The sequence below is a fragment of the Devosia sp. UYZn731 genome (assembly GCF_040546795.1).
Classification (GTDB): Bacteria; Pseudomonadota; Alphaproteobacteria; order Rhizobiales; family Devosiaceae; genus Devosia.
This window is the reverse complement of the sequence record NZ_JBEPOL010000003.1, coordinates 158,414-171,714: the sequence shown is the minus strand read 5'-3', so window position 1 is coordinate 171,714 and position 13,301 is coordinate 158,414. Positions and strand designations below refer to the sequence as shown.

19 protein-coding genes are annotated in these 13,301 nt (G+C 62.3%); 10 read left to right on the top strand and 9 right to left on the bottom strand.

Annotation, left to right across the window (positions count from 1 at the left end):
* Window positions 1-2: 2 nt before the first annotated feature.
* From sdhA to ABIB57_RS08730, 4 genes are all read right to left on the bottom strand, one after another.
* Window positions 3-1,859 carry a succinate dehydrogenase flavoprotein subunit gene (sdhA, locus tag ABIB57_RS08745; RefSeq protein ID WP_502914362.1) on the bottom strand — a complete coding sequence of 619 codons (1,857 nt, stop codon included), beginning with the start codon at window positions 1,857-1,859 and terminating at the stop codon, window positions 3-5.
* On the bottom strand, window positions 1,822-2,214 hold the full coding sequence (gene sdhD / locus ABIB57_RS08740; protein WP_354040049.1) for a succinate dehydrogenase, hydrophobic membrane anchor protein: 393 nt from the start codon (window positions 2,212-2,214) through the stop codon (window positions 1,822-1,824). The genes sdhA and sdhD overlap by 38 nt, the downstream gene beginning before the upstream one ends.
* The gene (gene sdhC / locus ABIB57_RS08735) at window positions 2,214-2,600 is read right to left on the bottom strand and encodes a succinate dehydrogenase, cytochrome b556 subunit (RefSeq protein WP_354040048.1); all 387 of its coding nucleotides are present in this window, start codon (window positions 2,598-2,600) and stop codon (window positions 2,214-2,216) included. Before sdhC ends, sdhD begins: the two co-directional genes overlap by 1 nt.
* Before the next feature lie 119 nt (window positions 2,601-2,719).
* On the bottom strand, window positions 2,720-2,857 hold the full coding sequence (locus ABIB57_RS08730; protein ID WP_299731903.1) for a hypothetical protein: 138 nt from the start codon (window positions 2,855-2,857) through the stop codon (window positions 2,720-2,722).
* A 213-nt stretch (window positions 2,858-3,070) separates the two neighbouring features.
* Here ABIB57_RS08730 and ABIB57_RS08725 point away from each other — a divergent pair, with 213 nt between their 5' ends.
* Window positions 3,071-3,640, top strand: coding sequence for an NUDIX domain-containing protein (locus tag ABIB57_RS08725; RefSeq protein WP_354040046.1), 570 nt, complete (start codon window positions 3,071-3,073; stop codon window positions 3,638-3,640).
* 16 nt (window positions 3,641-3,656) lie between these two features.
* Here the strand turns inward: ABIB57_RS08725 and ABIB57_RS08720 are convergent, their stop codons facing one another.
* The gene (locus tag ABIB57_RS08720; protein ID WP_354040044.1) at window positions 3,657-3,863 is read right to left on the bottom strand and encodes a DUF1737 domain-containing protein; all 207 of its coding nucleotides are present in this window, start codon (window positions 3,861-3,863) and stop codon (window positions 3,657-3,659) included.
* A gap of 73 nt (window positions 3,864-3,936) precedes the next feature.
* Between ABIB57_RS08720 and ABIB57_RS08715 the strand changes: the two genes are divergently transcribed.
* The 3 genes from ABIB57_RS08715 to ABIB57_RS08705 all read left to right on the top strand — a co-directional run bounded on the left by ABIB57_RS08715 (window position 3,937) and on the right by ABIB57_RS08705 (window position 5,674).
* On the top strand, window positions 3,937-4,578 hold the full coding sequence (locus ABIB57_RS08715; RefSeq protein ID WP_299731906.1) for a carbonic anhydrase: 642 nt from the start codon (window positions 3,937-3,939) through the stop codon (window positions 4,576-4,578).
* Window positions 4,579-4,990: 412 nt separating this feature from the next.
* Window positions 4,991-5,230, top strand: coding sequence for an EF-hand domain-containing protein (locus ABIB57_RS08710; RefSeq protein ID WP_354040042.1), 240 nt, complete (start codon window positions 4,991-4,993; stop codon window positions 5,228-5,230).
* 102 nt (window positions 5,231-5,332) lie between these two features.
* Window positions 5,333-5,674, top strand: coding sequence for an EF-hand domain-containing protein (locus ABIB57_RS08705; RefSeq protein ID WP_354040040.1), 342 nt, complete (start codon window positions 5,333-5,335; stop codon window positions 5,672-5,674).
* A gap of 46 nt (window positions 5,675-5,720) precedes the next feature.
* On the opposite strand, the gene ABIB57_RS08700 is transcribed toward ABIB57_RS08705, so the two are convergent.
* Complete coding sequence (locus ABIB57_RS08700; protein ID WP_354040038.1) at window positions 5,721-6,608, bottom strand: EamA family transporter; 888 nt, start codon at window positions 6,606-6,608, stop codon at window positions 5,721-5,723.
* A gap of 123 nt (window positions 6,609-6,731) precedes the next feature.
* On the bottom strand, window positions 6,732-7,772 hold the full coding sequence (locus ABIB57_RS08695) for an aspartate-semialdehyde dehydrogenase (protein WP_354040036.1): 1,041 nt from the start codon (window positions 7,770-7,772) through the stop codon (window positions 6,732-6,734).
* A 350-nt stretch (window positions 7,773-8,122) separates the two neighbouring features.
* Here ABIB57_RS08695 and ABIB57_RS08690 point away from each other — a divergent pair, with 350 nt between their 5' ends.
* Entirely contained in the window at window positions 8,123-9,313 is a 1,191-nt protein-coding gene (locus ABIB57_RS08690; protein WP_354040034.1) for a BaiN/RdsA family NAD(P)/FAD-dependent oxidoreductase, read from the top strand.
* On the opposite strand, the gene ABIB57_RS08685 is transcribed toward ABIB57_RS08690, so the two are convergent.
* Together ABIB57_RS08685 and ABIB57_RS08680 are read right to left on the bottom strand one after the other, a co-directional pair.
* Window positions 9,310-10,110 (bottom strand): alpha/beta fold hydrolase, encoded by an 801-nt coding sequence (locus tag ABIB57_RS08685; RefSeq protein WP_354040032.1) that lies wholly within the window; start codon window positions 10,108-10,110, stop codon window positions 9,310-9,312. The genes ABIB57_RS08690 and ABIB57_RS08685 overlap by 4 nt on opposite strands.
* A 104-nt stretch (window positions 10,111-10,214) precedes the next feature.
* Window positions 10,215-10,766, bottom strand: a complete 552-nt coding sequence (locus ABIB57_RS08680) for a hypothetical protein (RefSeq protein WP_354040030.1) — start codon at window positions 10,764-10,766, stop codon at window positions 10,215-10,217.
* A gap of 159 nt (window positions 10,767-10,925) precedes the next feature.
* On the opposite strand from ABIB57_RS08680, the gene ABIB57_RS08675 reads away from it, so the two are divergent.
* The 5 genes from ABIB57_RS08675 (at window position 10,926) to ABIB57_RS08655 (ending at window position 13,250) form a co-directional block, all read left to right on the top strand.
* The gene (locus ABIB57_RS08675; protein WP_354040028.1) at window positions 10,926-11,249 is read left to right on the top strand and encodes an ArsR/SmtB family transcription factor; all 324 of its coding nucleotides are present in this window, start codon (window positions 10,926-10,928) and stop codon (window positions 11,247-11,249) included.
* Window positions 11,246-11,671 carry an SRPBCC family protein gene (locus ABIB57_RS08670; RefSeq protein ID WP_354040026.1) on the top strand — a complete coding sequence of 142 codons (426 nt, stop codon included), beginning with the start codon at window positions 11,246-11,248 and terminating at the stop codon, window positions 11,669-11,671. The genes ABIB57_RS08675 and ABIB57_RS08670 overlap by 4 nt, the downstream gene beginning before the upstream one ends.
* Window positions 11,672-11,698: 27 nt before the next feature.
* Entirely contained in the window at window positions 11,699-12,091 is a 393-nt protein-coding gene (locus ABIB57_RS08665; RefSeq protein WP_354040025.1) for a VOC family protein, read from the top strand.
* 142 nt (window positions 12,092-12,233) lie between these two features.
* Window positions 12,234-12,632 carry a DUF1801 domain-containing protein gene (locus ABIB57_RS08660; protein ID WP_354040024.1) on the top strand — a complete coding sequence of 133 codons (399 nt, stop codon included), beginning with the start codon at window positions 12,234-12,236 and terminating at the stop codon, window positions 12,630-12,632.
* A 105-nt stretch (window positions 12,633-12,737) separates the two neighbouring features.
* Window positions 12,738-13,250: a hypothetical protein gene (locus ABIB57_RS08655; RefSeq protein ID WP_354040023.1), complete on the top strand. Its 513-nt coding sequence runs from the start codon at window positions 12,738-12,740 to the stop codon at window positions 13,248-13,250.
* The last annotated feature ends 51 nt before the right edge of the window (window positions 13,251-13,301 follow it).

The window sequence follows — 13,301 nt, the reverse complement described above, 5'->3', positions numbered from 1 at the left end:
GCTCAGTACACCCGCGCCTTCGGCGCGATCTTCTTGAGATCAATCCCGCCTTCGCTTTCCGGCGTCAGCGGATCGACATGCACCGGCCGGTAGCCAAGCGTGACCGCGCCGGTATCGGTATCGATCCAGCTCAGCGTATGCTTGCGCCAGTTGACGTCGTCGCGGCTGGGGAAATCCTCATGCGCGTGGGCGCCGCGGCTTTCGTGCCGCGCTTCGGCGCTCACGACGGTGACCATTGCGTTGGCCATCAGGTTTTCGAGCTCCAGCGTTTCCACCAGGTCCGAATTCCAGATCAGCGAACGATCGGAAACCCTCACGTCTGGCAACTGGCCATAAATCTCGGTCATCCGCTTGACGCCCGATTGCAGCGACTGCGACGTGCGGAACACGGCGGCGTCTTCCTGCATGGTGTGCTGCATGGCGTCGCGCAAAACCGCTGTCGGTTTGCTGCCATTGGCGTTGCGCAATCGATCAAACCGCGCCAGGATTTTCTCGTCCTGCGATGGGTTGATCGCCGGTATCGGCGCTGCCCGATCCATCACGTCGCCGGCCCGCAGAGCTGCGGCACGGCCGAACACCACGAGATCGGTCAGCGAATTGGAGCCCAGCCGGTTGGCGCCATGCACCGAGGCGCAGGCCGCTTCGCCGACTGCCATCAGGCCGGGGACGACGGCATCGGGGTTTTCCGGCGTCGGGTTCAGCACTTCGCCATGATAATTGGCCGGGATGCCGCCCATATTGTAATGCACCGTCGGCAGCACCGGGATCGGCTCGCGCGTCAGGTCGACGCCGGCGAAAATCTTGGCGCTCTCGGTGATGCCCGGCAGCCGCTCATGCAGCACTTTCGGATCGAGATGATCGAGGTGCAGATAGATGTGGTCCTTCTTCGGCCCCACGCCGCGCCCCTCGCGGATTTCCAGCGTCATGCAGCGGCTGACGACATCGCGCGACGCCAGGTCCTTGGCGTTGGGCGCATAGCGCTCCATGAAGCGTTCGCCCTCCGAATTGGTGAGGTAACCGCCTTCGCCACGCGCGCCTTCGGTAATCAGCACGCCCGCGCCGTAAATCCCTGTGGGATGGAACTGCACGAATTCCATGTCCTGCAGCGGCAGGCCGGCCCGCGCCACCATGCCATTGCCGTCGCCGGTGCAGGTATGGGCCGAGGTCGCGGAAAAATACGAGCGGCCATAGCCGCCGGTCGCCAACACCGTGGTCTTGGCGCGGAAACGGTGCAGCGTGCCGTCGTCCAGCTTCCAGGCCATCACGCCTTCGCAGGCGCCGTTGTCGCCCATGATCAGATCGAGCGCGAAATATTCGATATAGAACTGCGCATTGTGGCGCAGGCTCTGGCCATAGAGCGTGTGCAGAATCGCGTGGCCGGTGCGATCGGCGGCGGCGCAGGTGCGCTGCACCGGTGGGCCATCGCCATATTCGGTCATGTGGCCGCCGAACGGGCGCTGGTAAATCTTGCCATCTTCGGTGCGCGAGAACGGCACCCCGTAATGTTCCAGCTCATAAATGGCGGCCGGTGCCTCACGCACCAGATATTCCATGGCGTCGTTATCGCCCAGCCAGTCCGATCCCTTGACGGTATCGTACATGTGCCACTGCCAGCTGTCGGGGCCCATATTCTGCAGGGACGCCGCGATGCCGCCCTGCGCCGCCACGGTGTGCGAGCGGGTGGGAAACACCTTGGTGATGCAGGCGGTATTGAACCCCTGCTCGGCCATGCCCAGCGTGGCGCGCAGGCCGGCGCCGCCAGCCCCCACGACTACGACATCGAATTCATGATCGATGATTTCGTAAGCAGAAGCCACGGCGCTAACCCCAGAAGACCAGTTTGAGGATCGAGGCGACACCCGCCACCGCGATGATGATGCAAAACATGGTATTGAGCATCATGATAAGGCTGTAGACGCGCCCGGCGAAGTAATCTTCGAGCACGTCGCGCATGCCATTGCGCATGTGGATCGTGGCGATCACCAACAGCACCGCCAGCGGAATGCCGATCCAGCCATTCCCGATGGTTGCCACCATATTGGCCCGGTCCGACCCGGCCAGTTTCATCACCACATAGAGCAGCAGGATCAGGAAGACGATATTGATCGCCCCGGTCGTGCGCTGGATGATGAAGTGGCGCGTCGAGGCTTTGGCGTCGCCGTATTTGCTCTTGGGATTGGCGATGATGTCGCGGGTGATGATCTGTTCGCGCATTATGCCACCCACACGAAAATGGTCCAGATCGCCAGCGTCAGCACCACCGACAGCACCAGATTGGCCCAGGCCAGCATTTCGCGCTGTCCCGGCTCCATCCCCTGGATGAAATCCCAGATGAAATGGCGGATGCCGCCCAGCATGTGATGTACCAGGCTCCAGGTGTAGAGGAACAACACCAGCTGGCCGAACCAGCTGCCATAGACCATGTTAACCACATCGAGCGGCCCCTGCCCAAAGGCCGCCGCAGCGAGCCAGATGATCAGGAACGCCGTGCCGACATAGTTGGCGATGCCCGTGGCCCGATGCACGATCGACATCGTCATCGTGATGGTCCAGCGGTAAATCTGCAGGTGGGGAGATAGGGGACGGGGTCGAACCGGCATAGGGCCTCGCTGTTACGCGGCGAGCGCCGCTACAGTTTGGAATGGTTCGAGACTTCTAGCCCCCCAATGTTACAAAATCAAAGCCGTAAAACGCATGGCGCCATAAACTTTGGCTGCAGTCAGCGTGTCGCGAAGTGCAGGCCCAGGGCGGCAGCCGAAATCGGGGGCAGTTCGGCGCTCTGCACCGGCGCATGGACCCACAGGTTCATCAACAGGGTGAAGGCCGCAATGCCGATGGCGGATGCAAGATAATCCATGAAAATTCTCCAAAGTCTGGCGCCTCCGGCTGCGTTCGCCGGCTCGCTCTGATGTTGGACACCTCCTAAGCCCGCGCGCCCTGACCCAGCGTGAATTGCGCGTTAAGTTTGCATTCACGATTGCCAACCCTGAGCCGCTCTGCGCCGAGCCCACTTGCCCGCGGCGAAAAGGCCTGCCATTGGCATCGGCGACACGCCGGCACGGGGGCACACATGGACGAGCGCATCAAACTGATTGGCATCGAGACCCTGTCCAAAGCCTGGGGCACGCTGACCCGCGCCACGCTGGACTATCGCCGCCTCGATGGCACCTGGCTCACGCAGAGCCGCGAGGTCTATGACCACGGCAATGCAGCCGCGATTATCCTGTTCGATCCGGCCCGCCGCACCGTGCTGCTGACCCGCCAATATCGTTATCCGGTTAGCCTCAACGGCGATCCAGCCTGGCTGATCGAGGCCTGCGCCGGCCTGCTCGATGGGGATGACAAACTCACCGGCGTCATGCGCGAGGCGCTGGAGGAAACTGGCCACCAGCCACGCGACGTGCAATTCCTGTTCGACGCCTATATGAGCCCCGGCTCGCTGACCGAGCGCCTGTCGCTGTTCGTCGGCCACTACGACGCCAGCACCAAGGTCGCCGATGGCGGCGGGCTGGAGGCGGAAGGCGAGGAAATCGAACTGCTCGAAATGAGCCTGGATGACGCCATGGCAATGGTACGCGATGGCCGGATCATCGATGCCAAGACCATCATGCTGCTGCAGTGGGTGGCGCTGAACCGGTAGGTCCGCTCGGGATCGCTTAGAAATCCACCAGCTTCCTGTCCGGATCGTAGAGCTGATCCTTGGCCACCCGTGTCACCGCCTGCCCACACCGCATCTTCTTGGTGAACCCGTCATAGGCGTAGCTCGGCGAGCCATGCAGCACCCAGCCCTCGGACAGAGCCTTGGTCACCTTGTGACAAAAGCTGACGTCGTCTTCGCCCGACAAGAAGCGGTAAATCTGCATGCATGCCTCCAATGCGGCGCCCACAAATGCGCCGGTGTTGATCTTGTTGCCTCTTAGCGCTAATCGAGTGCCCATGCATCGGTTTCCTGAAGAACTGCTGACGGGTCACGCCAATTTCATGGCCGGGCGTTATGCTCGTGAACGCGACCGGATTCGCGACCTGGCCGCCCAGGGCCAAAATCCCACCACCATGATCATCGCCTGCTGCGACAGCCGCTCGGCCCCCGAGACGATTTTCGACGCGGGTCCCGGCGAGCTCTTCGTGCTGCGCAACGTCGCTAATCTGGTGCCCACCTACCAGCCCGATGGCGGCCAGCACGGCACCTCGGCGGGCATCGAATTTGCCGTCAAGGCCCTGGCCATCAAGAACATCGTCATCATGGGCCACGGCCGTTGCGGTGGCATCAAGGCCGCGCTCAATCCCGATTCGACGCCGCTGGATTCCGGCGATTTCATCGGCAAATGGATGGCCATGCTGGGCGACCTGCCAGACCAGGTGGGTCAGAACGATCTGATGACGCCTGCCGAACGCCAGACCGCGCTGGAGCGCATCTCCATCCGCTCCTCGATCCACAACCTGCGCACCTTTCCCTACGTCGCCGAGCTGGAAGCCGCCGGCAAGCTGGCCGTGCATGGCGCCTGGTTCGATATCTCGACCGGCGAACTCTGGGTCATGGATGGCGATACCGGCGACTTCGTCCGCCCGCTGATCTGAGCCTGCCACCCCCGGCGCTAGACTTGCCAAGCACAGACAAAACCGCCTCGTTCACGGCCCCGTGAGCGAGCAATAGTCTGTCGGGCGCCGATCGCGGGGCAGCAACTCTTGCCTGCCACAAAAAAGCACTTGGCAGCTCGACTAACAGTGCCGGCACGATTCCGCGCGACGATAATAGCGTCGCAATTTCTATCTCGCGACGACCCAAAAAACTTTGGTTTATCTTGCAATTGCCTCCAAAATCCATTGCCCAGAAATGACCCGATTGTGTGCCGATCAGCACCAATTTTTGGGCCGCTACGGACCACATTGGGCTTCCATTGTTCTGGTCACGGGCCGCAGGAGAGCGGGTCGTCGGGAGCCGGCTAACCGGGTGCCGTTTTTATCTCCACCAACATGGAGCTTAACCGCCATGAAGAAGATCATCTTGTCCTCGTTCATCGTTCTCGGCCTGTCCACTGCAGCGTTCGCGCAGGCAGCCACCGATTTCGCCACTGTCGATGCCGATGCCAGCGCGGGCGTGTCCTGGGCTGAAGCCTCGGCCGCCTGGCCGACGCTGACCGAAGACGCTTTCAAGACCGCCGACACCGATGCCAGCGGCGAGCTGTCCGCCGAGGAATATGCCGTCGTGACGACGCCCGCCGCGCCTTAAGGCGCGCATTAGCGGGGCCGCCCCACGCCCGGGGTGGCTCCGCTCCTCTATCGATCCAGCCCTGCCGCCGCCTTTGGCGCGGCTCATGAATGGAGATATCCCATGCACAAAATTGCTTTGACCCTCGCCGTATTTGGCCTTTCCGCCACCGCTGCGTTCGCCCAGGCGCCCACCACCTTTGCCGAGCTCGATGGCGACGCGAATGGCGAGCTGTCCATCACCGAAATCCAGGTGGCCTGGCCCGATCTCGGCCAAGATGAGTTCACCACGGCCGACGCCGATGCCAGCGGCGGCCTGTCGACGGCCGAACTGAGCACGCTACAGCCCGCGGCCGGCGCTCCGGCCGCCGAAACCCTGCCGGCCCCCACCCTGGCGCCGAGCGATAGCATGGCCCCGGCCGATGCCGCCGCTCCCCCGAAGCCTTCCGAATCGCTGATGCAATAAGCGCGGTCGGCTGAGGCCCTGGCCGTCCCGGTTCGCCGGGGCGGCTTCATGGCGCCGAGGAAACCCGCGCTGCAAACAGGCGGGGACCGAAAACATTGAGCAAGAGGCCAATAAACACCAGCAGGCTACCGAGGATTTCCAGGGTACTGACGGTTTCCCCGAGCAGCACGATTGTGCTGGCAATTCCGGCCACCGGCACCAGCAGTGAAAATGGGGCGATCAGGCTAGCCGGATAGCGCGCCAGCAAATAGCTCCAGAGCCCAAATCCCAGAATTGTCGCCGCATAGCCGTTGAAGGCAATCACCAGGATCGTGCGCATGCCGATGCCGGTCATCGACGCGACGATCACCGTTGGCCCTTCCACGACAAGCGATAGCGCAAACAGCGGCAGGATCGGCACCAGGCTCCCCCAGACGACAAAGGATAGCATGTCGATCTGCCCCGCCTTTTTGGAGGCGATATTGGCGACGCCCCAGAAGAAGGCGGCAAGGATCACCATCAGCAGGGGCACCAAGGCAGTGACCTCGAACCGCTCGGAGGCAATGGCAACGATGCCCCCAATGGCGACCAGTGCGCCGAGCGCTTGGTAGCGGTTGAGCTTTTCGCCAAGAAAAACCAGAGCCAGCGCAATGGTAAAAAACGCCTGCACCTGAATGACAAGCGAGGCAAGACCGGCGGGCATGCCGAGCTTGATGGCGGTAAACAGCAGGCCGAACTGGGCAAAACCGATGGCGAGACCATAGGTGATGAGGATGGTTAGCCCAACCTTGGGCCGCTTGATGAAAAAGACAGCCGGCACCGCCGCGCAGAGATAGCGTAGTCCGGTCAGGAACAGGGGCGGCACGGCCTCGACGCCCCATCTGATAAAGACGAAGTTGACGCCCCATATTGCCACGACAAGCAAAGCCAGAAGCAGGTCGCGGACGGAAAGCATGGCAGGAGCCCTTGGTGAGGTTGCGCGCGAGCGTTCACACACGCGGTGTCACCCCGGCATAGGCCGGTATGACACCGCGTGTTTGGGTAGGAACTGCGCCCAAATCGCCGCAGTTGGTGGTGCTTACGCGGCCTTCTTGGCCATCAGGTTGCGCTCGATCAACGTCTCGGCGATCTGGATCGCGTTGAGCGCCGCGCCCTTGCGCAGGTTGTCCGACACCACCCAGATGGCAAGGCCATTCTCGACCGTATTGTCTTCGCGGATGCGCGACACGAAGGTGTCGTATTCACCCACGGCATCGATCGGGGTCGCGTAGCCACCCGGCTCGCGCTTGTCGAGCACCGCAATGCCCGGCGCCTCACGCAGGATATCGCGGGCTTCGTCGGCCGAAATGGGGTTCTCGAACTCGATATTGACCGCTTCCGAATGCCCCACGAACACCGGCACGCGCACGGCGGTGCAGGTTACGCGAATCTTGGGATCGAGTATCTTCTTGGTCTCGGCCAGAACCTTCCACTCTTCCTTGGTGTAGCCGTCTTCCATGAACACATCGATGTGCGGGATGACGTTGAAGGCGATCTGCTTGGGGAACTTGCCGACCGTGGCGGTATCGTTGACAAAAATGCCCTTGGTCTGGTTCCACAGCTCGTCGACGCCTTCCTTGCCGGCGCCCGAAACGGATTGATACGTCGAGACGACAATACGCGTGATCTTGGCGAAGTCGTGCAGGGGCTTCAGCGCCACCACCAGCTGGGCCGTCGAGCAGTTCGGATTGGCAATGATATTGTTGCGCTTGGGATTGGCCATATAGCCATCCAGCACATGCGCGTTCACTTCGGGCACAATCAGCGGCACGTCCGAATGATAACGCCAGAAGCTGGAATTATCGATGACGATGATGCCCATGGCGCCAAGCTTGGGCGCCCAGGTCTTGGAAATCTCCGAGCCCGCCGACATGATGGCGAAATCGACGCCCTTGAAGTCGTAATCGTCGAGATTCTTGGCCTTGAGGATCTTGTCGCCAAAGGAGATTTCGCGCCCGGTGGAGCGCGAGGAGGCGAGAGCGATCACCTCGTCGGCCGGAAACTTGCGTTCGGCCAGAATGTTGAGAACTTCACGGCCCACATTGCCCGTGGCACCGATAACAGCGACGCGATAGCCCATTTTTGGAACTCCAGTCCCTTACCATTTTCCGCCCCCGCGCGATGTCAACATCGCGGCCCATCCGGGTTCAGCCTCTCCCCGTCGGGAGACGACCCGGGGAAAAGCGTCAGGCGGTTTTGGTAGTTTTGGTTGCAAACGCAGCAAAACCACGACGGGCTTTAAGCCCGGTGGTGGTCATCATGGCGATGATGAAGGCGCTGCGCATCGGTTTGACTGCTTTGTTGAAAGCACGGTTCTCATACGCCCAAATGGCAAAGAGTCAATGAATTTGCCGTGGCTCTTCTGCTTCCTACCCCTTGTGGTGTTGGCTCGGCTGGCTGTAACTGCGCCAAACCTGAAAGTCGCAAAATATGGCCCATTACGACGTAATCATTCTTGGCGCCGGCGCCGCCGGCATGATGGCTGCTATCGAGGCCGGCAAGCGTGGCCGCACGGTCCTGCTGGTCGACCACGTCCAATATGCCGGCGAAAAAATCCGCATCTCCGGCGGCGGTCGCTGCAACTTTACCAACGTCAACGCCACCGTCGAGATCGGCCGCGACCGCTTCCTCTCGCAGAACCCGCGCTTCGCGCTGTCGGCGCTGAGCCGTTACACCCCGGAAAACTTCATCGCGCTGGTGCGCCGCCACGGCATCACCTTCCATGAAAAAGTGCTCGGCCAACTGTTCTGCGATGGCCCTGCCACCCAGATCAACACCATGCTGCTGGGCGAAATGCGCGAGGCCGGCGTCGCCTTCTCGTTTTCGACCAATATCGAGGCCGTCGAGAAAACCGAGACCGGCTTTTCGGCGCGCTTCGCCTCCGGCTACGCCACGAGCGACAGCCTGATCATCGCCACCGGCGGCAAGTCCATCCCCAAGATGGGCGCCACCAGCTTCGGCTACCAGATCGCCACCCAGTTCGGCCTGCGCGTTACCGAGACCCGCCCGGCTCTGGTGCCGCTGACCTTCGAAACCGGCGCACTGGAGAAGCTCAAGGAACTGGCCGGCATCGCCACCGACGCCATCGTCAGCCACGGCAAGACCAAGTTCGAGGAAGCGCTGCTGTTCACCCATCGCGGCCTGTCCGGCCCGGCGATCCTGCAGATTTCATCCTATTGGCGCGAGGGCGATGCGATTTCGGTCGACCTGCTCCCCCATGTCAGCGCCATCGACCTGTTGCGCGCCGCCCGCGCCGCTACGCCCAAGCTGCAGGTGCAGACCATCATCGCCAATACCTTGCCCAAGCGCCTCGCCCAGCTGCTCGGCGACGAACTCGACATGCACACCATGATCGGCGACTTCCCCGACAAGAAGCTCGCGATCGTCGAGGCCAAGCTCAAGGCCTGGAGCCTCAAGCCTGTTGGCTCCGAAGGTTACCGCACCGCCGAAGTCACCCTCGGCGGCATCGATACCCGCGATCTCGATGCCAAGACCATGGCCGCGCGCTCAGTCCCCGGGCTCTATTTTGTCGGCGAAGTCGTCGACGTTACCGGCTGGCTCGGCGGCTACAATTTCCAATGGGCCTGGGCCTCGGGCTGGGCGGCCGGGCAAGCAGCCTAAGCCACCTTCGCCAGGAAACCCAACACGGCGGCATTGAACAGTTCCGGCCGCTGCAATGGCGCGAAATGGCTCACACCATTGAGCTCCACCAGTTCCGCCCCCGGAATGGTTTGCGCGATATAGGCCGCGTGCTCGGGCTTGATGAACTCGTCATGCTCGCTCTGCAGCACCGTTACCGGCACGGCGATCGCCGCCAGGTCCGCCGCCGAATAATTTGGCTGCGTCCCCTGCATCAACCCGACCGCATCGGAAAATGCCTGGAAATCATCTGGCGTCGCCGACAGGGCCGCGTAATCGGCCTGATGCCGCCCGATGCAGTTGCCGATCATCGGCGTGAATTCGAACGGCCTGGTGCCACTGTCATCCACATTGCAGGCGAAAAACAGCACGCCGTCGACCCGCTCCGGCGCCATGCGGGACATCGCCAGCCCCGTGCAAGCGCCATCGCTCCATCCCACGATCGGTGCGCGCTCGATCTTGAGCGCATCCATCACCGCCAGTACATCGCGCGCCATCAGATCGTAACTATAGGGCTGCCCATCCCGCGTACTGTGCCCATGCCCACGGCTGTCGATCAGCACCGCGCGATATCCTGCCTCGACCAGCGTCGGCACCTGATGGGCAAAATTGCCGCTATGCCCCAGCCCGCCATGCAAAAGGATCACCGGCGCGCCGGCCCCGTAGCTCACATGCCAGATGCGAGCGCCCTTGTGCTCCACAACCCCCGCTTCGCCCCCGGCCGGCAATGCCGCCCCCTCTGCCGCGAAAATTTCCAACCCGTCATCATGCCAAATCATCGCGATCCTCCGCTCTTCTGATGATCTTCATCGAGTGGCAGGCGACTGGTTCGACAATGCTGGCCAAAAGAAATACGCGCCGTGCCGCCATGCGAGCACTCGCCTCAAAATCTATGCCCGACCCGCACCATCACATTGGTAGCTGCCCGGTTGGGATCATCACAGGCGCCGAAATCCGGCAGATGCTCCAGCGTGCCGATCAGCGAAAATCCCGCCGGCAATTGCAGCCCCGCGCTGCCGGCCAGACGCAGTCCCACCCCGCAACCGAAATTGCGCGATGCGTCCCCGTTCGGCGCGTTCACCAGCGCACTGGTCAGCACCGCGCCCGCGCTGGCCTCCACGAATACCGGCAGCACCGGCACCTGCACCGTCCAGCTCAGCCCCGCATAGATATCGCTCTTGCTCCCGTCAAAACTGACGCTGGCGCCCAGATGCGGCCGCAGCTCGCCTAGCACTGCCCAGGCATTGAGATCGGGCACCACAAACAGCAATTCCACATTGGCATCCCGGATCGAGCCCGGATCGAGCAGTCCGTCGCCCTGGGTCACGAGACCAGCGCGCATTTCGGGCAACCAGTTCACCTGCGCCTGCGCCGCGCCACCGGCCAGCACCAGCAGCATTAATCCGATCAGCGCCCGCAATCCAACCCGGCTCATCAGCGCCCACCCCCGAAAAACGCAGTTGAGCCTCCGCTACCCCAATCGTCAAAATTTGAATCAAATCATGCTGACCAAATGCTTTCCATCGACGCCGTCTTGACTAAACCATAGCTCATTGGCTATTGATTAATTCATAGCCATACAGGTATGGATTAAATGCTCACCTCGCAGGACCTGCTGTTCAAGACGCTGGCCGACCCGACCCGACGGGCCATTTTCGAGCATCTGTGCCGTGAGGGCGAGCAGACCGTAGGCGCCCTGACCCTGCATGCGGGCGTGTCGCAGCCGGTGGTCTCCAAGCATCTGGGCATTCTCAAGCAGGCCGGCTTGGTGCGCGACCGCCATGAGGGTCGCCAGACCCATTGCAGCGCCCAGCTCGGCGCGCTGGCGCCGCTACTCGACTGGACGCGGGAAATGGCAGGGTTTTGGGAGAACCGCTTCGACGACCTGGAAGACCTGCTCAAGAGGATGGACCAATGAGCGGCGCCGCCACCCAGACCCGCTCGGTCATTATCGAGCGCGAAATCGCCCATCCGCCTGAAAAGATCTGGCGCGCGCTGACCCAGCCGCACTTGATCGAGGAATGGCTGATGAAGACCGATTTCAAGCCCGTCGCTGGCCACCAGTTCAACTTGCGGCGCGAGCCGATGCCGGGCGTGAACGTGGTCGTCGATTGTGAAGTTCTGGCGGTCGAACCCCACAAGACGCTGTCTTACACCTGGGCCGCCTATGGGCTGGACAGCGTCGTCACCTGGACGCTGACGCCAACCGCGACCGGCACCCTGCTGCGCATGGAGCAGTCCGGCTTCCGGCCCGACCAGAGCCAAGCCTATCACGGTGCCCGCACCGGCTGGCGCGAGTTCCTCGACGCCCTCGACGCGGTCCTGGCACGGACCGATTGACGAACCCGCAACCACAGGAGAAGACTCATGAAGATCAAGCTGACCACCATTTACGTCGACGACCAGGAACGGGCCTTGCGCTTCTACACCGACACCCTGGGCCTGGCCGTAAAGGCCGATTTCAGCAATGGACCCTACCGTTGGCTGACGGTGATCTCGCCCGACGAGCCGGAAGGCACCGAGCTGCAGCTCGCGCTCAACGACAATCCGGCCGCCAAGGCCTATCAGCAGGCCATGTTCCAGCAGGCCCAGCCCGCGGTCATGTTCTATAGCGATGACGTCAAGGGCGACCATGAGCGCATCGCGGCGCGTGGCGGGCAATTCAGCATGCCGCCCACCGCGGTCACCGGCTCCACCATCGCCCAGTTGAACGACACCTGCGGCAATCTCATCCAGATCACCCAACTGGCGCGCTGGTAGGTTTGCATGGTCGTCGCACCCTATATCGCCAATCGGCGCCGCGAGCGGCGGATCGCCAGACAGGAGTGACCGCAATGGCAAAGAAAGCCGATAGCGAAGGGCGGCGCGCTGAGCCCGCCCAGTCAAGACAAAGGCACAATCCATGACCGCAACTGAACAGATCGACCAGCTGATCGCCGGCCTCACCGACTGGCGCGGTGCCACGCTCGCCAGCATCCGCCAGACCATGCTGGCGGCCGATCCCAATATCATCGAGGAATGGAAATGGATGGGCAGCCCCGTGTGGTCGCGCGACGGCATCATTGCTGTCGGCAATGCTCACAAGGACAAGATCAAGCTCACCTTTTCCCACGGCGCCGACCTGCCCGATCCCGACAAGCTCTTCAATGCGGGCCTTGACGGCAAGGTCTGGCGCGCCATCGATATCCCCGAGGGCGCCTCGGTCGACGCGGAGGCCTTGCAGGCCCTGGTCCGCGCCGCCATCGCCTACAACCAGGCCAGGCCCAGCAAGCTGTCGGTTAGAAAGCCCAAAGCCGTTTAGTCACGTATGGACTGAGTGGCTTCGCGGGTGCCGCCGCCTTAGTCAGCTCTGGTTCAGCTGGCGGCGATTATCTATCCTCCTGACCTGGCTCAGGAGGAGGTTCCCATGCGCTTCTTTGCCGTAACTCTTGCTGTCGTGGCCCTCACCTGCCCCGCTCTCGCCGGCGATCTCACGCCCGATCTCATCCGCGCCATGCTGGCCAAGGATGGCCCGACGGCTGTCGTTCAATCGCTCGACAATGATGACGCGGAAAACAATCCCTGGTTCGGCGTGCTCGACCAGATCGAGACCGGCGATCAGGACTGGATCGACCTCGTGCCCCCGCTCGCCCCCGGCACCGATGCGGGCACCGCCGAAGGCCTGGTCATCGCCTTGTCGCGCACCCTCAAGACCAATGCCCCCGCCGTGCTCAAGCTGATCGCCGATGGTCAGTTCACCGTCGAGGACATTTGCCTCGACAATGATATCGAAGTCCCCATCACCGACGACATCGCCTTCCTCGACAAAGTAGTCATAACCGTCGCCGCCGTGCTCGACCCTGCACTGCGCGACGTCCGCAACGCCTGCCTGCACCGGATCGGCACTGCTCGCATCTCGGCTTTGGTCGACGGCGACTAGAAAAAAGCCGCCGGACGAAACCAGCGGCTTGCAATCATATCTCGGCTTTAA